Origin of the sequence: Caballeronia sp. M1242 (genome assembly GCF_017220215.1) — a bacterium.
Classification (GTDB): domain Bacteria; phylum Pseudomonadota; class Gammaproteobacteria; order Burkholderiales; family Burkholderiaceae; genus Caballeronia.
This window is the reverse complement of the sequence record NZ_CP071129.1, coordinates 507155-526187: the sequence shown is the minus strand read 5'-3', so window position 1 is coordinate 526187 and position 19033 is coordinate 507155. Positions and strand designations below refer to the sequence as shown.

At 64.5% G+C, this 19033-nt stretch carries 15 protein-coding genes; 6 read left to right on the top strand and 9 right to left on the bottom strand.

Annotation, left to right across the window (positions count from 1 at the left end):
- Nucleotides 1-38 precede the first annotated feature (38 nt).
- The 4 genes from JYK05_RS02425 to JYK05_RS02410 form a co-directional block, all read right to left on the bottom strand.
- Entirely contained in the window at nucleotides 39-890 is an 852-nt protein-coding gene (locus JYK05_RS02425) for a carbohydrate ABC transporter permease (protein ID WP_175939603.1), read from the bottom strand.
- A complete protein-coding gene (locus JYK05_RS02420) occupies nucleotides 887-1822 on the bottom strand; it encodes a carbohydrate ABC transporter permease (RefSeq protein WP_206467656.1) in 936 nt (311 codons plus the stop codon). Before JYK05_RS02420 ends, JYK05_RS02425 begins: the two co-directional genes overlap by 4 nt.
- Nucleotides 1823-1897: 75 nt before the next feature.
- Nucleotides 1898-3265 carry a sugar ABC transporter substrate-binding protein gene (locus JYK05_RS02415; RefSeq protein WP_206467655.1) on the bottom strand — a complete coding sequence of 456 codons (1368 nt, stop codon included), beginning with the start codon at nucleotides 3263-3265 and terminating at the stop codon, nucleotides 1898-1900.
- A gap of 198 nt (nucleotides 3266-3463) precedes the next feature.
- Nucleotides 3464-4237 (bottom strand): L-iditol 2-dehydrogenase, encoded by a 774-nt coding sequence (locus JYK05_RS02410; RefSeq protein WP_206467654.1) that lies wholly within the window; start codon nucleotides 4235-4237, stop codon nucleotides 3464-3466.
- A gap of 240 nt (nucleotides 4238-4477) precedes the next feature.
- On the opposite strand from JYK05_RS02410, the gene JYK05_RS02405 reads away from it, so the two are divergent.
- The 4 genes from JYK05_RS02405 to JYK05_RS02390 are packed head-to-tail and all read left to right on the top strand — an operon-like array spanning nucleotide 4478 to nucleotide 7530.
- Entirely contained in the window at nucleotides 4478-4963 is a 486-nt protein-coding gene (locus JYK05_RS02405; RefSeq protein ID WP_175939600.1) for a Fur family transcriptional regulator, read from the top strand.
- Nucleotides 4960-5853 (top strand): metal ABC transporter solute-binding protein, encoded by an 894-nt coding sequence (locus JYK05_RS02400; protein WP_206467653.1) that lies wholly within the window; start codon nucleotides 4960-4962, stop codon nucleotides 5851-5853. Before JYK05_RS02405 ends, JYK05_RS02400 begins: the two co-directional genes overlap by 4 nt.
- Nucleotides 5850-6749, top strand: a complete 900-nt coding sequence (locus JYK05_RS02395; protein ID WP_371826395.1) for a metal ABC transporter ATP-binding protein — start codon at nucleotides 5850-5852, stop codon at nucleotides 6747-6749. Before JYK05_RS02400 ends, JYK05_RS02395 begins: the two co-directional genes overlap by 4 nt.
- Complete coding sequence (locus tag JYK05_RS02390) at nucleotides 6742-7530, top strand: metal ABC transporter permease (RefSeq protein WP_206467651.1); 789 nt, start codon at nucleotides 6742-6744, stop codon at nucleotides 7528-7530. Before JYK05_RS02395 ends, JYK05_RS02390 begins: the two co-directional genes overlap by 8 nt.
- 27 nt (nucleotides 7531-7557) lie before the next feature.
- On the opposite strand, the gene fghA is transcribed toward JYK05_RS02390, so the two are convergent.
- The 4 genes from fghA to JYK05_RS02370 form a co-directional block, all read right to left on the bottom strand.
- Nucleotides 7558-8406 (bottom strand): S-formylglutathione hydrolase, encoded by an 849-nt coding sequence (gene fghA / locus JYK05_RS02385; RefSeq protein WP_206467650.1) that lies wholly within the window; start codon nucleotides 8404-8406, stop codon nucleotides 7558-7560.
- Between the two features lie 14 nt (nucleotides 8407-8420).
- Nucleotides 8421-9527 carry an S-(hydroxymethyl)glutathione dehydrogenase/class III alcohol dehydrogenase gene (locus JYK05_RS02380; RefSeq protein ID WP_206467649.1) on the bottom strand — a complete coding sequence of 369 codons (1107 nt, stop codon included), beginning with the start codon at nucleotides 9525-9527 and terminating at the stop codon, nucleotides 8421-8423.
- A 34-nt stretch (nucleotides 9528-9561) separates the two neighbouring features.
- Nucleotides 9562-10776: an AGE family epimerase/isomerase gene (locus JYK05_RS02375; RefSeq protein ID WP_206467648.1), complete on the bottom strand. Its 1215-nt coding sequence runs from the start codon at nucleotides 10774-10776 to the stop codon at nucleotides 9562-9564.
- 96 nt (nucleotides 10777-10872) lie between these two features.
- Complete coding sequence (locus JYK05_RS02370) at nucleotides 10873-12294, bottom strand: FGGY family carbohydrate kinase (protein WP_206467647.1); 1422 nt, start codon at nucleotides 12292-12294, stop codon at nucleotides 10873-10875.
- A 344-nt stretch (nucleotides 12295-12638) separates the two neighbouring features.
- Here JYK05_RS02370 and JYK05_RS02365 point away from each other — a divergent pair, with 344 nt between their 5' ends.
- A complete protein-coding gene (locus JYK05_RS02365) occupies nucleotides 12639-14030 on the top strand; it encodes a nucleobase:cation symporter-2 family protein (RefSeq protein WP_206467646.1) in 1392 nt (463 codons plus the stop codon).
- Nucleotides 14031-14232: 202 nt separating this feature from the next.
- On the opposite strand, the gene JYK05_RS02360 is transcribed toward JYK05_RS02365, so the two are convergent.
- On the bottom strand, nucleotides 14233-15378 hold the full coding sequence (locus JYK05_RS02360) for a two pore domain potassium channel family protein (RefSeq protein WP_206467645.1): 1146 nt from the start codon (nucleotides 15376-15378) through the stop codon (nucleotides 14233-14235).
- Between the two features lie 172 nt (nucleotides 15379-15550).
- Here JYK05_RS02360 and JYK05_RS02355 point away from each other — a divergent pair, with 172 nt between their 5' ends.
- The gene (locus JYK05_RS02355; protein ID WP_206467644.1) at nucleotides 15551-18229 is read left to right on the top strand and encodes an excinuclease ABC subunit UvrA; all 2679 of its coding nucleotides are present in this window, start codon (nucleotides 15551-15553) and stop codon (nucleotides 18227-18229) included.
- Nucleotides 18230-19033 lie beyond the last annotated feature (804 nt).

Below are 19033 nucleotides of genomic sequence, written 5' to 3'. Positions count from 1 at the left end.
GGCGGTCGTGTGGAAAAGTCAGGTTCACGAGCCCGCCCTCACTTGACCGCGCCGAACGTGAGACCGCGCACGAGCTGCTTCTGCGAGAGCCAGCCGACGATCAGGATCGGCGCGACCGCGAGCAGCGAAGCCGCCGAGAGCTTCGCCCAGAAGAGCCCTTCCGGACTCGAATACGACGCGATGAACACGGTGAGCGGCGCGGCATTCGAGCTCGACAGGTTGATGCTCCAGAACGCCTCGTTCCACGAGAGGATCACGAGCAAGAGCGCGGTCGATGCGAGGCCCGGCAGCGCCATCGGCATCAGCAGATAGACGATCTCCTGCCATGTCGTCGCGCCGTCGATACGGCCGGCTTCCAGAATGTCCTTCGGCACTTCGTTGAAGTACGTGTAGGCCATCCACACGGCAATCGGCAGATTGATGAGCGTGTACACGATGATGAGACCGCTCACCGTATCCAGCAGCCCCGAGTTCTTCCACAGGAGGTAGATGGGCACGAGCACGCCGACCGACGGCATCATCTTCGTGGAAAGCATCCACAGCAGCAGCTTTTGCGTCTTGCGCGTGGGAAAGAACGCCATTGCGTAAGCGCACGGCACCGCGAGCAACAGGCAGACCACCGTCACGCCGAGCGAGATCAGCACCGAATTCCACGCGAAGCCGAAGTAGTTGCTGCGCGCGAAGACTTCGCGAAAGCTGTCGAGCGTCGGCGAAAAGATGAGCGACGACGAATACGCCTGCTGCTCGGTCTTGAACGCGGTGATCGTCATCCAGAAGATCGGGAAGAACAGCAGGATGGAGACGAGCCACGCGAGGACGCCGGGCACGATGCGCTTTACATGATCCAGCACGGGCACCGAAGTCGTGGAGGTAACGGGATGCGTGCTCATGACTCGTACTCCCCTTTGAGGTTCTTCGCGAGCATTCTCACGAGGAAGAACGCGACGATATTGGCGAGAATCACCGCGAGAATGCCGCCCGCCGATGCCAGGCCGACGTCGAACTGTTGCAGGCCGAGCGCGTAGATCAGGTACGACAGGTTGGTCGTCGCGGTGCCGGGGCCACCGCCCGTCGTCGTGTAGATCTCCGCGAAAATCGAGAGCAGAAAGATGGTTTCCATCATCACGACGACCGCGATCGCGCGCTTCAAGTGCGGCAGCGTGATGAAGAAGAACATCGCGAACGGACCCGCGCCGTCGATGCGCGCGGCTTCCTTCTGTTCCTGATCGAGCGACTGAATCGCGGTGAACAGAATGAGGAACGCGAACGGCAACCACTGCCACGCGACGATCACGATCACCGCGAAGAGCGGATACTCGGCGAACCAGTCGATAGGCTGCATGCCGAGCGATCGCATCAGCGAGGCGACGAGGCCGTACACCGGATGCAGGATCATGTTCTTCCAGATCAGCGCGGAGACCGTCGGCATCACGAAGAATGGCGCGATCACCAGCAGCCGCGCGATGCCCTGCCCGATGAACTTGCGGTCGAAGAGCACCGCGAGCAGCACGCCGCCGATGACCGTGATCGCCAGCACCGACGCGATGAGCGTCAGCGTATGCGCAATGGACGGCCCGAACGCGGGATCGGTGACGAGGAACTGGAAGTTGTCGAGTCCCGCGAAGCCTTTGACATCGGGATTCAGCAGGTTGTAGCGCGAGAACGAGTACCAGATGGTCATCGCGAGCGGAATGGCCATCCACAGGAACAGCAGCCCGGACGACGGCGTGATCAGCCAGCGGACCGACTTCGCGCGCTTTTTGTCGCGCTCGGCAGCGGACACGTCGAAGTGATCGGCGATGGGGGGATTCAGTTGGCGCATGATCGTGTCACCTCTCGATGATGCCGGCGGGCCGATCTGTGTGAACGGCCCGCTTGCTTGCTGCTTATCTGCTGCTTACTTCTGATAGCCGGCCTGTTTCACCGCGCGATCGGCGGTGGCGTTGGCGGCCTTCAGCGCATTGTCGACGCTCGTCTGTCCGGCGACGACGCCCGCGATGGACTGCCCGACCACCGTGCCGAACGACTGGAACTCCGGAATGCCGACGAACTGGATGCCGCTATACGGCACCTTCTTCTGCGTCGCGTCATTCGGATTCGCGGATTCGATCGCCTGCAACACGAAGTCGCCGAACGGCGCGGCCTGCTTGTACTCGGGGCGAGCGTAAGTCGACTTGCGCGTGCCCGGCGGCACCGAGGCCCAGCCTTCGTCCTTGCCGACCATCTCGATGTATTCCTTCGACGTCGCCCATGCGGCGAACTTCTTCGCGGCGTCCTGCTGCTTCGACGTCTTCGGAATGGCGAGCGACCACGACCAGAGCCAGTGCGAGCCCTTCGGCGTGACTTGCGTCGGCGCGGCCGCGAAGCCGATCTTGTCGGCGACCTGCGACTGCTGCTTGTTGTAGAGCATGCCCGCGGCAACCGTCGCGTCGATCCACATCGCGCACTTGCCCGAAGACATCAGCGTGAGGTTTTCGTTGAAGCCGTTGGAGCTCGCTCCCGGCGGGCCGTCGTTCTTCAGCAGGTCTGCATAGAACGACACGGCCTTGTGCCATTCCGGCGTGTCGAGTTGCGCCTTCCACTGCTCGTCGAACCAGCGGCCGCCGAACGTGTTGACGACCGTCGAGACGTACGCCATGTTCTCGCCCCAGCCCGCCTTGCCGCGCAGACAGATGCCGTACTGGCCTTTCGACTTGTCGGTGAGCTTGTCGGCGAACTGCTTGATCTGGTCGTAGGTCGGCTGATCCGGCATCTTCAGGCCCGCGGCCTGGAACAGATCCTTGCGGTAATACGTCATCGAGCTTTCGACGTAAAACGGCAGCGCGTAAAGCTGGCCGTTGTACGAGAGACCGTCGCGGGCCGTCTTCACGACATCGTCGAGATCGTAGTTCGAAGGCAGATTCGACATCGGCGACAGCCAGCCGCGCTTGCCCCACTGCGGCGCTTCGTACGTGCCGATGGTCAGCACGTCGAACTGGCCGCTATTGGTCGTGATGTCCGTGGTCGCGCGCTGGCGCAGCACGTTCTCTTCGAGAATCACCCACTTGAGCTGAATGTCGGGATTGGCCTTCTCGAACGCCGGCGAGAGCTTTTTCAGCTCGATCATGTCCGGATTGTTGAGCGTGGCGATGGTGATGGTCGTCGCGGCGTGCGCGCCGAGCGGCGCGAGCGCGGCGGCGGCAAGCGCGGCCGAAACCGCCGCGATGGAACGCCGCGTGCGCGGCTGGGGCTGGACGGTGCGTCGGGTGCGTTCGGTGCGTTTCATTGGTTCGTCTCCTTTTTCGTTTGCACGGTGCAGCGGATCGTGCATGCATGGCGCACGTGCCGTCTGTGCCGCTGCCTGATTCTGCTGCGCTGGGAACCGCGTGGTTGCTCGTTTTCGTAGGCGTGCCCGCGTATGCTTCACCGCGACGCCGTTTCACTATAGACGGTGCGCCTCATGCTGCAAGGCGCGCGCGCCGGGTCAACTCATCCAGTTGCCGCCATCGACGTTGATCGTCTGCGCGGTGATGTAATCCGAATCCGCCGATGCGAGAAAGAGCGCCGCGCCCGTCAGATCGTCCGGCACGCCCATGCGTCCGAGCGGCACTTCCTCGCCGACGATGCGTTTCTTTTCGCCGAGCGGCCGGTTTTCGTAACGCGCGAAGAGCGCATCGACCTGTTCCCACATCGGCGTATCGACGACGCCCGGCGCGATGCCGTTCACGTTGATGCGCGATTTCGCGAGCGCGAGCGCCGCCGATTGCGTATAACTGATGACCGCCGCCTTGGTCGCGCAGTAGTGCGAGACGAGCGCTTCGCCGCGCCGTCCGGCCTGCGACGACATGTTGATGATCTTGCCGCCGCGCCCCTGCTCGACCATGCGCCGGGCGACCGCCTGCATCAGAAAGAACATGCCCTTGACGTTGACCGCGAAGAGGCGGTCGTAGACGTCCCAGGACTCGTCGAGGATCGGGCGCATGTCGAAGAGCGCCGCGTTGTTGAAGAGAATGTCGATGCCGCCGAAGCGCTCCACGGCGCTCGCCACGATGCGCTCGATGTCTTCGCGGCGCGTGACGTCGGCTTCGAGCGCGAGCACGCGGCCGGCGGCGTTCTCATAACGCTGCGCCATGCCTTGCGCGTCTTTCACGTCGACCACGACGAGCTTCGCGCCTTCGTCGAGATAACGCCGCGCGACTGCCTCGCCGATTCCGCTCGCGGCGCCTGTGATGACCGCGACCTTGTCTTTCAGTCTCACCGATGTCTCCGATTCTCTGCCCGACCGGCGCGAAAGTGAGCGAACGCTCGACGGCCGATCAATTGCTCTATGTTTGATCGAATGATCGGTGTTGCGGAGGCGCGTGTCAAGGCGTGGTTTCGCGGTTTCGATGCTGCAATGCGCAACGCGTTTGCGGCGCATCAACGATGCAAACCACCGTGATACGTTATATCATCGCCCACTCGCTCGTATGAAGCCGCCTCGCGCGGCCACGATCACATGACCGCATCCGTTGAAACCATGCTCGCCCGCGCCGAAGCGTTAGCCGACGAGCGGGGCCTGGCGCTCACGCCGCTGCGCCGCCACGTGTACGAACTCGTGCTGAAGGCGCACAAGCCCATCGGCGCATACGACCTCATCGACGCGCTCGAACCGCAGCGCGGCGCGCGCGTGCCGCCGACCACCGTGTATCGGGCGCTCGACTTTCTCGTCGAGAACGGGCTCGTGCATCGCATCGAGTCGAAGAACGCGTTCGTCGCGTGTTGCGACGCCGGTAGGCCGCACGAAAGCCAGTTTCTGATCTGCGACGAATGCGGCGCGACGCTCGAAATTCAGGGACGCGAACTCGCGTCGTCGCTGTCCGCGAGCCCGCCCGCGCACGGTTTCCAGTTGCGGCATCAGGTCGTGGAACTGAGCGGCCTGTGCAGCGACTGCCAGCGCAAGCATCACGCGAACGAGCACGCTCACACAGAAGGAAGCCGATGAAACGCGCGTACATCCTGAGTTGCGTGGTGGCCGCGCTTTGCATCGGCCAGAGCGTGCTGGCGCATGCCGCTGGCGTGCCGGTGGTCGCGGCGGAGAACTTCTATGGCGACGTCGTGCGCCAGCTCGGCGGCGATCACGTAGAGGTCACGAGCATTCTCAACAATCCGGATGAAGATCCGCATCTCTTCGAAGCCAGCCCGAAGACGGCGCGCGCGCTGCAGCATGCGGCGCTCGTCGTCTATAACGGCGCGGACTACGATCCGTGGATGGACAAGCTGCTCGCGGCATCGAAAAGCAACGGCAAGAGCAGCGGCAAGCGCACGGTGATCGTCGCGGCGCATTTGACCGGCAAGAAGTCCGGCGACAATCCGCATCTCTGGTACGACCCGCCGACGATGCCCGCCGTCGCCAAAGCGGTGAGCGCGTATCTGGCGAGCGCGGACCCGGCGCACAAGAGCGATTACGACGCGCGCCTCGCCGCGTTTCTGGCGTCGCTCAAGCCTATTGACGCGCGCATCGCGCAGTTGAAGTCGCGCTATCGCGGCGTGCCCGTGACCGCGACCGAGCCGGTGTTCGGCTATACGGCCGATGCCATCGGCTTCGAAATGCGCAACCAGCGGTTCCAGACCGCCGCGATGAACGAGACGGAGCCGAGCCCCGCCGATATCGCCGCGTTCGAGAAAGACCTGCGCGAACGGCGCGTGCACGTCCTGATCTACAACAGCCAGGCGACCGGCGCGCTCACGCGGCGTCTGCTCGGCATCGCGAAAGACGGGCATGTGCCGAGCATCAGCGTGACGGAGACGCTGCCCGCCGGCAAGACGTATCAGCAATGGATGGAAACGCAGCTCGACGCGCTCGCGGGCGCGCTGCAAGGATGGCAGCAATGATCCGCGAGTCGAAGGCCGCGCTGGAAGTCGATCGCGTGACGCTCGAGCTCGGCGGACGCGCGATTCTGAACGATGCGAGCTTCGCCGTTCACACCGGCGAATTCATCGGCGTGCTCGGGCCGAACGGCGCTGGCAAAACTACGCTGATGCGTGCGCTGCTCGGCCTCGTGCCCGTCGCGTCCGGCGCGATTCGCGTGAACGGCGAAGCGGTCGTGCGCGGCAATCCGTCCATCGGCTACATGCCGCAGATTCGCGCGGGGCTCGCCAATCGCCGCGTGCTCGGGCGCGATTTCGTCGCGATGGCCGCCGACGGGCATCGCTGGGGCCTGCCGCATCGCGACGCGCGCACCCGCGCCGATGTCGAGCGCGTGCTCGATCTCGTCGGCGCGCGGCAACTCGCGGCGCGGCCGCTGTCGGAGCTATCGGGCGGCGAGCGCCAGCGGCTCTTGCTCGCGCAGTGTCTGCTCGGCAACCCGCGTCTGTTGTTGCTAGACGAGCCGCTCATCAGCCTCGATCCGCGCCATCAGACGAGCGTCGTGGAACTCGTGCGGCGCGTGCAGCGCGAACTCAATATCACGGTGCTTTTCTCCGCGCACGAACTGAATCCGCTTCTGAATTCGCTCGATCGCGTGCTGTATCTCGGCAACGGGCGCGCGGCGCTCGGCACCGTCGATGAAGTCATCACGAAGCCCGTGCTTTCGCGTCTCTATGGCTCGACCATCGACGTCATGCGCGTGAACGGCCGCATTTTCGTGATGTCGGGCGACGTGGAAATCGACAAGCTCGATCACGCGCATGAAGAAGGCGGCGAGCATCAGCACGAACATGAGCACGAGCACGACCACGCTCATACGCACAGCCACGGCAAGAAGGGAACGCACACGCACGATGTTTGAATACGACTTCATGGTGAACGCCTTCGCGGCGTCGGGCATCGTCGCGGTGCTAGCGGGAATCGTCGGGTATTTTCTGGTGATGCGCGGGCAGACGTTCGCGGGACACGCGCTGTCGCACGTGGGCTTCACCGGCGCGACGGGCGCGGTGCTGCTCGGCGTGCCGCCCATCTGGGGCATGGTCGGCTTCACGCTCGCGGCGGGCGTCGGCATGGGCGCGCTCGGCGAGCGGCTGTCGGGGCGCGACGTCGCCATCGGCGTGATTTTGTCGCTGTCGCTCGGCTTCGGGCTGCTGTTTCTGCACTTCTTCACCGCGTACGCGACGCAGGCCACCGCGCTTCTCTTCGGCAACGTGCTCGGCGTGAGTCACGAAACGCTCGTGGTGCTCGCCGGACTCGCGGCGGTGAGTCTCGTTGCGCTGGGCGTCATCATGCGGCCGCTGCTCTTCGCATCGTTGCAGCCGGAACTGGCCGAAGCAAAAGGCGTCTCGCTGCGCCTCGTCTCTGTGCTGTTTCTCGCGATCACCGCGCTCGCGGTGGCGGCGTGCACGCAGATCGTCGGCGTGCTGCTGGTGTTCGCGCTGATGGTCGGGCCGGCAGCGGCCGCGCAGAACGTGACCACGCGCCTGTCGACGGGCCTGCTGCTCGCCGCGCTATTCGCGCTGGGACAGGCGTGGGCGGGCCTCACGCTCGCCTATTACACCGACTGGCCGACGAGCTTCTGGATCACGATGCTCGCCGCCGTGGTCTATGCGGCGAGCCTGCTGGCGCGGCGTGGAAGCTGACCGACCGCTGCCGCAACCGCGCCGCGCTCAACGGCAGAGCACCCGCGCATGATGCGCGATGTGCTCGCCGATGAACGTCGAGATAAAGAAGTACCCGTGGTCATACCCTTGGTGACGACGCACCGTGACGCTATGCCCCGCCTCGCGCGCGTTGCGCTCGAACACATCGGGATGCAACTGCTCGGCGAGAAACTGATCGGCTAGTCCTTGATCGATCAGAATGCCGCCTCCGAAGCGTGACGCTGCATCGCCCTTCACGAGTTCGCTCGCGTCGTACTGTTTCCACGCGTCGCGGTCGTCGCCGAGATAGCCGGTGAACGCCTTCACGCCCCACGGACATTGCGAGGGCGCCGCAATGGGCGCGAACGCGGACACGCTGCGGTACATATCCGGATTGCGCAGCGCGAGCACGAGCGCGCCGTGCCCGCCCATCGAATGCCCGAAGATGCCGAGCCGGTCTTCGCGTACCGGCAAGTCCGCCAGCACCGCTTCGCGCAGATCCTGCGTCACGTACGAATACATGCGATACCGCTCGCGCCACGGCTCGCGCGTCGCATCGACATAGAAGCCCGCGCCGACGCCGAAATCCCACGCGTCCTTCTCGCCGGGAATGTCCGCGCCGCGCGGCGACGTATCCGGCGCGATCAGCGCGATGCCATGCTCGGCCGCGTACCGCTGCGCGCCGGCCTTGATCGGAAACGTCTCTTCGGTGCACGTAAGACCGGCGAGATAGAAGAGCGCCGGCACTTTCGACGCCGACGCAGCAGCGGGCAAAAACACCGAGAAGCGCATCGGCAGGCTGATGGACCGCGACTCGTGCCGATAGATGCGCTGCACGCCATCGAAACAACGGTGTTCCTCGACGAGTTCGAGCATGGCGTCCTCCGCGCTCAATAGATGACGACCGAGCGGATGGACTCGCCCTTTTTCATCAGGTCGAAGCCGTCGTTGATCTGATCGAGCTTCAGATGATGCGTGATGAGATCGTCGATATTGATCTTGCCTTCCATGTACCAGTCGACGATCTTCGGCACGTCCGTGCGGCCGCGCGCGCCGCCGAACGCCGAGCCTTTCCACTCGCGGCCCGTGACGAGCTGGAACGGCCGCGTGCTGATTTCCTCGCCCGCCGCCGCCACGCCGATGATGAACGACTGTCCCCAGCCCTTGTGCGTGCATTCGAGCGCCTGACGCATCAGCTTCACGTTGCCGACGCATTCGAACGAATAGTCCGCGCCGCCATCGGTCAATTGCACGATGCGATCGACCACGTTCTCCACTTCGTTCGGGTTGATGAAGTCCGTCATGCCGAACTTCTTCGCCAGCTCGACGCGGCCCGGATTGATATCGACGCCGATGATTTTGTCCGCGCCGACCATCTTCGCGCCCTGAATCACGTTCAGGCCGATGCCGCCCAGCCCGAACACGACCACGTTCGCGCCGGCTTCGACCTTCGCCGAATACACGACTGCGCCGACGCCCGTCGTCACGCCGCAGCCGATGTAGCAGATCTTGTCGAACGGCGCGTCCTCACGAACCTTCGCCACCGCGATTTCCGGCACCACGATGTAGTTCGAGAACGTGGACGTGCCCATGTAGTGAAAGAGCGGCTTGCCGTCGAGCGAGAAGCGCGAGGTCGCATCCGGCATCAGCCCCTTGCCCTGCGTCGCGCGAATCTTTTGGCAGAGATTCGTCTTGCGCGAGAGACAGAACTTGCACTCGCGGCATTCCGGCGTATAGAGCGGAATCACGTGATCGCCCTTCCGGAGCGTGCCGACGCCCGGCCCCACGTCCACGATCACGCCCGCGCCTTCGTGGCCGAGAATCGCCGGGAAGATGCCTTCCGGGTCCGCGCCCGAGAGCGTGTAGTAATCGGTGTGGCAAATGCCCGTCGCCTTCACTTCGATCAGCACTTCGCCGGCGCGCGGCCCTTCGAGATCGACTTCCTCGATGGTGAGCGGCTGGCCTGCTTTCCATGCGATTGCGGCTTTTGTCTTCATCGTTCGGTTCCTCATTTCAATGGCAATGTTTGGTTCAGCGCACGACGTTCAGGACTTCGTAACATGCGCCCATCGTGTGATAGTCGGTCTTGCCGGCGGGGCTTTTCTCGTCGCTGTACTGGCGGTTGTCGCGCGTCAGGATGCGATACCACGCGCCGTAATGATGATCGACGAAATGCGCCCAGCTATAGTTCCACAAGCGGTCGTAATCGCTCCAGTAGCGCGCGGCGGCCGACTGATCGCCATCGCGAGCCGCGCGATCGGCGAGCAGCGCCGCCGCCGCGAGCGATTCCGCCTGCACCCAGAAATACTTGTCTTCGTCGTAGAACTTGCCGTCCGGATCGAAGCCGTAGACCATGCCGCCGTGCTCGTGATCCCATGACAGTTCGAGCGCGCGATCGAACAGCTCCCTCGCGCGCTCTGCATGCCACGCTTCCGGCCGATGCCGGTCGAGAATCAGCAAGAGCTTCGCCCATTCCGTCTGATGTCCCGGCTGGAATCCCCACGGGCGAAAGATGTTGCTGCGGTCGCCCTTGTTGTAGTCCCAGTCGATCGACCAGTCCGGCTTGTAGTGCTCCCACACGAGACCGCCCGCGAGCGCGGCCTGACGGTTCACCATGTTGTCGGCCAAAAGCGCCGCGCGGTCCAGATAACGCGTCTCGCCGGTCGCTTCGAACGCGGCGAGAAACGCCTCACACGCGTGCATGTTCGCGTTCTGCCCGCGATAGTCGGACACGTTCCAGTCCGCGCTCGCCTCGTCTTTATAGAGCCCGTGCGGCGCGTCCCAGAAGTGCGTCTCCATCAGGTTCCACGTTTCGTCGAGATAGGCGCGCGCCTCGTCGAAGCCCGCTTCCACCGCCTTTGCATACGCGAGCACGACGAACGCGAGGCCGTAGCAATGGTTGGTCGCATCCGTCACTTTGCGGCCGTTGAGCGTCCACGCATAGCCGCCCGTTTCCGGATTGCGATGAACCTCGCGCAAATAGTCGATGCCGTGCCGCACGCCGCCGCGATATTCGTCGAGACCGTAGTGCTTGTACGCCATCGCGTAGTTGAAGACGAAGCGCGTGCTCGACACGAGATGACGCAACTTGCGGTCGTAGATGGTGCCGTCGTTCTTGTAGAAGTGATAGAAGCCGCCTGCCGGGTCCATGCAGTGCGGGTGATAGAAGATCATCGTGCGCAGCGCGTGATCCAGCAGAAACTGGCGCGAGCGGAAATCGGGTTGCGGCGTGACGGATGCGGACATAGCGGATGTCGTTGATGTTGTGATGAGCCGACGGCGCGGCCCTTGCCTGATGCCGATGTGAATCGCACGTCAGTTTAAGGGCTCGCGCGCAAGACGTCAGAACCAGTCTTCGACGCGCTCGTAAAGAGCGATGAAACGCGCGTGCCTTTCGTCAAGCGCGGCGTTGCTTTGCGGGCTCGCGACGCGCGTGCTGGCGGGCACTAGCGACGAGAGGTCATCCGCGCGCCAATGCCCCGCCGCCATGCCGCCGATGATCGCCGCGCCGCGCGCCGCCGCGTTCGGGCAATCGCAGGCGTGCAGTTCGACATGCAGCGCATCGGCGAGCAGTTGACGCCAGCGCGCGTCGATGGAGCCGCCGCCCGCAAGCCGCATCGACGACAAGGGCGTGCCGCTCGTCCGGATAGCGTCGAGTCCCGCCCGCAATGCGAATGCCACGCCTTCGAACGCCGCACGCATCATCGAGCCGCGTGTGTCGTCGAGGCCGAGGCCGAGCCAGCCGCCGCGCGCGGCCGGGTTCAGCCACGGAGAACGCTCGCCGCTCAGGTACGGCAGAAAGCTCACGGACGCGCTTGCATCCGATGCGAACGCGTCCTCGTAAGCGGCGGGCCACGCTGCATAGCCGAGCCAGCCGCGCACCGTCTCCAGCGCGACGCCCACGTTCTGCATCGCCGCCATGCGATACCAGCGCGCGCCAGTGTTGGCCGCGCCGCGATACGTGTGCAGTCCGCGCACCGGCGACGGCGCTTCGTCGCTCATCACGACGATCTGCCCGCCGCTGCCCGTGGTCAGCAGCGCGTCGCCATCCGCGATCAGGCCGCTGCCGAGCGCGGCGCATGGGGTATCGCCCGCGCCGATGGCCATCGGAATGCCCGCGCGCAGGCCGAGCGCCGAAGCAGCTTGTGCCGACAACGCGCCCGCCGGCGCATCCGATGCCGCGAGCGGCGCGAACCACTCGCGCGACAAGCCGAGCCTCTCGATGAGCGCCTCGTCCCACTCGCCCGATGGGGCAGCGAGCGCGGTCGCGCACGCGTCCGACGGATCGGTCACGAACGCGCCGCCGAGCTTCGCGCGCAGCCAGTCCTTCGGCTGCAACGCCCAGCGCATGTCGGCGGCAAGCGCGGGTTCGTGCGTCGCGAGCCAGCGCAGGAGCGGTCCGGCCATGCCCGGCGCGACCGGGTTCGGCTGCGGCTCCGGCCACGCGTCGAGCAGCGCGCGGGCGCGCGTGTCCGGCCAGAGCATGGCGGGACGCAGCGCGCGGCCATCGGCGGCGGTCGGCACCACGCCGTGCATCTGCCCTGAGAAGCCGATCGCGCTCACGGCTTCGCGTTCGTGCGCGGGCAGGCGAGAGGCGGCATCGACGACGGCGGCATACCACGCATCGGCGGATGTCTCGGCCCAGCCCGGCTGCGCGCTCGTCACCGCATACGCCGCGCTCGACGCTGCGACTTCGCGCGCGTGTTCGTCGACGATAGCCAGTTTCACTGAACCCGTGCCGAGATCGATGCCGAGAAAACGCATGGATGAGCCGCTCGAAAAGACGTTAGGGAAAACGCGGAAAGCGTGGAATAACGCGGGTTAACCCCGCCGCTCGCCGCGATGAACGAAAAACGGACTATACGCGCGCCGTGATGAACATCATAACGACGCGCCCCTTCAGGCGGCCTTGCAGCAGCCGACAAAAATCCCTCGCGATGCGTCAAGTCCCTTGCAGCAAGGGCCTCCGCGCGGTTCGGCTCCGCTCTTCGCGCTGTTTCCATATCGCCCCGCGAACGCGACGTATAGCGCCGCGTGGTCTTGTTCGCGCTTTTTGTCGCACTTACCTTGGAGGCCATTCAAATGGAAAGGCAATCAAGGAGACACATATGGCATCGAGCACGAGCCACCCGAAGGTTCATCCGTGCGACGAACGGCTGCCGACCGGCCAGTTGCTCACGCTCGGCATACAGCACGTCCTCGTGATGTACGCGGGCGCCGTCGCGGTGCCGCTCATTCTCGGCGCGGCCATGCATCTGTCGAAGGATCAGGTCGCGTTCCTCATCAGCGCGGACCTGTTCTCTTGCGGTGTCGCGACGCTGATACAAACGCTCGGCCTGTGGATCTTCGGCATCCGGCTGCCGGTCATCATGGGCTGCACCTTCGCCGCAGTCGGACCGATGGTCGCTATCGGCACGAATCCGTCGCTCGGCATTCTCGATGTGTTCGGCGCGACGATCGCGGCCGGCGTCATCGGCATCTTTCTCGCGCCGATGATCGGCAAGCTGCTGCGCTTCTTTCCGCCGGTGGTGGTCGGCACGGTGATCGCGGTAATCGGCCTGTCGCTGATGGGCGTAGGCATCAACTGGGCAGCGGGCGGCGTCGGCAATCCCGATTACGGCAATCCGGTGTATCTGCTGCTGTCGCTCGTCGTGCTCTCGCTCATTCTGCTCATCAACAAGTTCGCGCGCGGCTTTATCGCGAACATCTCGGTGCTGCTCGGCATCGTCGCGGGCTTCGTGATCGCCGCGATGCTCGGGCGCGTCAACATGGACGGCGTCGCGCATGCGCCGTGGGTCGGCATCGTGCTGCCGTTTCACTTCGGCATGCCGCACTTCGATGCGCTCTCCGTCGCGACGATGGTCATCGTCATGTTCGTGACGTTCATCGAATCGACGGGCATGTTTCTCGCCGTCGGCGATCTCGTCGAGCGTCCGGTCGATCAGAAGGCGCTCGTGCGCGGCTTGCGCGTGGATGGTCTCGGCACGCTGATCGGCGGCGTGTTCAACTCGTTTCCGCATACGTCGTTTTCGCAGAACGTGGGCTTGATCGGCGTGACGGGCGTGAAGAGCCGCTTCGTCTGCGCGACGGGCGGCGTGATTCTCGTCGTGCTCGGCCTCTTTCCGAAGATGGCGCAGGTGGTCGCTTCGGTGCCGCCGTTTGTGCTCGGCGGCGCGGGCATCGTGATGTTCGGCATGGTCGCGGCGAACGGCATCAAGGTGCTGTCAAAAGTGGACTTCGTGAAGAATCACCACAACTTGTTCATCGTCGCGGTGAGCGTCGGCCTCGGGCTCGTGCCGGTGGTCGCGCCGAAGTTCTTCTCGCAACTCCCGCACGCGCTGGAGCCGATTCTTCATAGCGGCATCCTGCTGGCGTCGGTGTCGGCGGTCGTGCTCAATATCGTGTTCAACGGCGTGCGCAAGGAACGCGAAGCGCGCTGCGAGATTCGGCAGGCCGGACATGACTTCGACGGAGCGGCGCGCGCTTCGGAAGCGCAATGATGGCTTGAAGGAAGCTTGCGGGTTGTGATGGGTTGGCGCCGCGGTGGGAATCGCGGCGCTTTTTTGTTTCTCGCTCCGCGGGTCGATGCGCGACGAAGCCGGCAACTTAACCGCTTGCAGATTGATTCGGATTACCGATTACCGAACGGTCGATGCCACTCGAACGAATGACTCTGACGACGCGGGTAGCCGTTGCGATACATCAGGAACGCAGCCGTCTTTCTCGCGTCGACTGCTCTGACGACGCGCCGAGGTTGTCAAGATCCACCGCCGAATACTGCGCGATGCTCATCACCAGACCGTTCCAGACGGCACGCTGTCTAACGTACTCGTCGGCTCCGCCGTCATCGATCAGCTGCTTCAGTCCCGCGCCGCGCAGCTTTTCCGCCGCGCGACCGTAGTGCTCGGCCCATGCGGCACGCGTGTCATCGTCCAGGTCTGCATCGGCGCGTCGAATGCGGCGGCCCGAGCGTACGTACGCGCCATCCAGTGTGTCCAGCGTGGACAACGCGGCCCGCCAAAGCAGTTCGACGGCACCGCCATGCTTCAGCAAGTCGGGCGCGTCGTCGCGCAGGCAGGCTCTGAGCAGTGACACGGTTTCGAGCGCCATGAACGAAATCGCAGCGAGTGAGAAGTGCGGCTCGGGATACCGGAAGAAGAAAGTGATCGGGTAAATCCTCAGCGACTCGTGCACCGATGACAGCGACTGGGCAGCGTCGGCGAGCATCGAATAGGCCGTCTCCGGATGCTGCCCGACCGCGAGCCCTCTAATGAGCTCGACTGCATCGCCTGTTTCTCGCGTGAGGAAGAAAAGCTGCTGCCCCAATGTATTCTGCCGCTGCAATGCGCCGTATAGTTGCAGCAAGTACGATAGCGTCAACGTCACGACCGCCGTGCCGATGAACGAGCCGACGAGGTAGATCATCCTGTAGCCGTTGGTGTGCGGGATGAAGTCGCTAGACCCGGTGATCGACAGGCTCGTCGCCGCCGCGTAGACGGCTGCCGGGAATCCCGTCGGCGTCGGGCCCGAACTGGAGCGCACGCTGTCTCCGAGGGCGGGCCACAACAGCAGCGCATCGCCGAGCGTCAGGCAAAGCGTCCACGTGACGAGCAGCAAGACGAGAATCAGAGGACCCGCGAATGACAGCGTCTCCTGTTTGGGGCCGTCCTTCAAGGGCAGACGACGGAACGCAGCCCAGACTCCCTGTGCGATGGCAAGGCTGATGAGTCCCGCGCCGAGCCGCTTCGCTCGTCCCCGGCCGACGCGCGCGTACAGGATCGTGAGAAAGATGTCGGCGAGCGTGCAGATCATGATCGCAGCGCCCACGAGCTGGCCGAACAACCTCATATGCGCACCACCGTGAGGTAGACCCGCTACGAGAGCGTCGCGGGACAAGAGATGGCAGCAACCGATGTGCCGCCGGTGTTCGCTTCGTAGCCAGCTTCTGCGCGTCGATGATGGCACGCGACATGCTGCCGACCCGTTTCATCACCCGCTTCATGGATGCTCCGACGAGTGGATGCCAGCACCTAAAACACTGAGGAAGACGCGGTCGTCGAAAGGCGACGGGAGCGACGCTCCGACGGGCTTCGTGCGTGTCCGTGGCGCGCGCGAGCACAATCTAAAGAACGTCGATGTCGATGTTCCCCGCGATGCGCTCGTCGTCTTCACGGGCGTATCGGGCTCGGGCAAGTCGTCGCTTGCGTTCGGCACGTTGTACGCCGAAGCGCAACGGCGTTACTTCGAATCCGTCGCGCCTTATGCACGCCGTCTGATCGAGCAAGTCGGCGTGCCGCAAGTCGGGTCGATCGAAGGTCTGCCGCCTGCCGTCGCACTCCAGCAGCAGCGCGGCGCACCGAATGCGCGTTCGTCGGTGGGGAGCATCACGACGCTCTCCAGTCTCGTGCGCATGCTCTACTCCCGCACGGGCAGCTATCCGGCCGGGCAGCCGATGCTCTACGCCGAAGACTTCTCGCCGAACACCGTACAGGGCGCGTGCCCGGTCTGTCACGGCCTCGGCCGCGTCTACGAGGTCACGGAAGCGTCGATGGTCCCCGACGATACGCTGACCATCCGCGAGCGCGCCGTGGCGGCGTGGCCGCCCGCGTGGCAAGGGCAGAATCTGCGCGACATCCTCGTGACGCTGGGTTACGACGTGGACAAGCCGTGGCGTGATTTGCCGAAGAAGGATCGCGACTGGATTCTCTTCACCGAAGAACAACCGACCGTGCCGGTCTATGCGGGCCTCACGCCGAAGGAGACGCAAGCGGCGCTCAAACGCGGCGCGGAGCCGAGCTACCAGGGCACGTTTACCAGCGCGCGCCGTTACGTCCTGCACACCTTCGCTCACACGCAAAGCGCGCTGATGAAGAAGCGCGTGTCGCGTTTCATGGTGGGCAAGGATTGCGCCGCGTGTCACGGCAAACGGCTGAAGCAAGAGGCGCTGTCGGTGACGTTCGCCGGACTCGATATCGCCGAATTTTCGCGGCTGTCGCTCAACCGGCTGGCTGAACTGCTCGAACCGATCGCACGCGGCGCGTGGCCCGAGATAGACCGTGACGGTCATGTGCTCGACGAGCACGCGCGGCGCGCGGCGACGGCGAAACGCGTGGCCGCCGGCGGTTCGGCGCACAAGGCGGCGCCGGACGTGCGGCGAACGCCGAACCTCTCGGACGAAAAACGCGCGGCCGCCGAGCGCATCGCCGCCGATCTGCTGGAGCGCCTCGTCACGCTGACCGATCTGGGCCTCGGCTATCTTTCGCTCGATCGCGCGACGCCCACGCTCTCGTCGGGCGAGTTGCAGCGCTTGCGGCTGGCGACTCAGCTTGCGTCCCAGCTCTTCGGCGTCGTCTATGTGCTGGACGAACCTTCCGCCGGTCTGCATCCGGCCGACAGCGAAGCGCTCTTCGTCGCGTTGCAGCGCTTGAAGTCGGCGGGCAATTCGCTCTTCGTGATCGAACACGATCTGCACATGATGCGGCGCGCAGACTGGCTCGTGGATGTCGGCCCCGCAGCCGGCGAAGCGGGCGGCGAAGTGCTGTATAGCGGACCACCTGAAGGTCTGGCCGCGATAGAGGCATCGCAGACGCGAAGGCATCTGTTCGCCGACGGTTCGCCCTCCATGCGCCGGCCCCGTGCCGCGCGCGACTGGTTGCGGCTTGCGGGCATCACGCGGAATAACCTGCATGACATCGATGTCGCGTTCCCTCTCGGCTGCTTTACGACAGTGACGGGGATATCCGGCTCCGGAAAGTCGAGCCTCGTGAGTCAGGCGCTGCCCGAACTCGTCGCCGCGCGGCTCGGCCGCCTGCTCGACGACGACGGCGATGAAGAGCAGGACCCGCTGCTCGCGCGCGTGGAAGCGCCCGCGGACGGACATATCGCGGCAGGCATGGAGACCGTGAAGCGACTGGTGCGCGTCGACCAGAAGCCGATTGGCCGGACGCCGCGCTCCAACCTCGCGACCTACACCGGCCTCTTCGATCACGTGCGCAAGCTCTTCGCCGATACGCCTGCCGCGCGCAAACGCCGCTACGGCGCGGGCCGCTTCTCGTTCAACGTGGCGCAGGGGCGTTGCCCGACGTGCGAGGGCGAAGGGTTCGTGAGCGTCGAGCTTCTATTCCTGCCGAGCGTCTTTACCTCGTGCTCCACATGTCACGGATCGCGTTACAACCCGCAGACGCTGGAAATCGAATGGCAAGGCAAGAACATCGCGGATGTGCTTGCGATGAGCGTGGATAGCGCATGCGCGTTCTTCGCCGCCGAGCCTGCCGTGATGCGCGCGCTCACCGTGCTGCGCGACATCGGGCTCGGTTATCTGCGTCTCGGCCAGCCTGCGACGGAACTCTCGGGCGGCGAGGCCCAGCGCATCAAGCTCGCGACCGAACTACAGCGGGCGCATCGCGCGGACACGCTTTACATTCTCGACGAACCGACCACCGGCCTCCACCCCGCGGATGTCGACCGCCTGATGGCGCAACTGCAAGGGCTCGTCGATGCGGGCAATACCGTGGTGGTTGTCGAGCACGACATGCGCGTCGCGGCCGACAGCGACTGGGTCATCGACATGGGTCCGGGCGCGGGAGAAGATGGCGGCAGGATCGTCGCCGCGGGCGAACCGCGCGCGGTTGCGCGTCACGAGGAGAGCCGCACGGCGCGGTATCTGCGTGAAGCCATTCGACCGATGCGCGGGGGGTAATCGACGCCAGGCGGTCGACCATATTTCCACGGAAGGTCGAAGCGCTTGCAACACCGCCTCGGCATGCAGTAAGTCGTCTCGCCAATGCGCAAAGACGGCACCTGAATCTGCAACGAACCTCAGGCGTCGCGGCCGCTTTGTTCCGGGCAAACACGATCGTTCGAGCGCATGCATTGCGACCCATACGGCGACTCTGTACCTTCCAGCGAGTGCCGCGTTCTTGCAGAGACCGCTGAATGCGCCCCTAGACAATTTCGTGCGCAGTGCATCGACCGGGAGGCTATTCGCGAACAACAAAGACAGTGGCTACGAGTGCCAATTCGCGCATCCCTGAGTGATTGCGGTGATCGCCCTTCGAAGCGAAGCCGGATGTCAGGCCCACATGTGGGGCGTCGTTAGCGAGGTTAACGGCTGTCGAAAGCGGCGCCGGCGCGCGGCAAACGAAGGAACCGCCGCGAGGCCGCACATGCCGCGTTTAAGATAGCAAGCACACTAACGATTCTCGCGAAGCGGAGCTCTAGCGAGGCGGTCAGCGGCGGCATCTCCGAGAAGTGTCTACCGGCTCATCACCGAGGTAATTCGCGCCGCGTTCGTTCGTCGTCCTTAACACTCATCGAAATAAGTCGCGTTCAGCAACCTGATTCAGCTAGCGCGTTTGCCGAAGGTTTCAATCCACCGGCAGAGCAATTCTTTCCCGAAGCTCGATGCGTGCACCATGTTGGCCGGTCATTCACGGACGCAGAGAACGGAAGCACCAACCGCACTTATGTAAGCGTGCACGACTCGAGTCGCCTGACATTCATT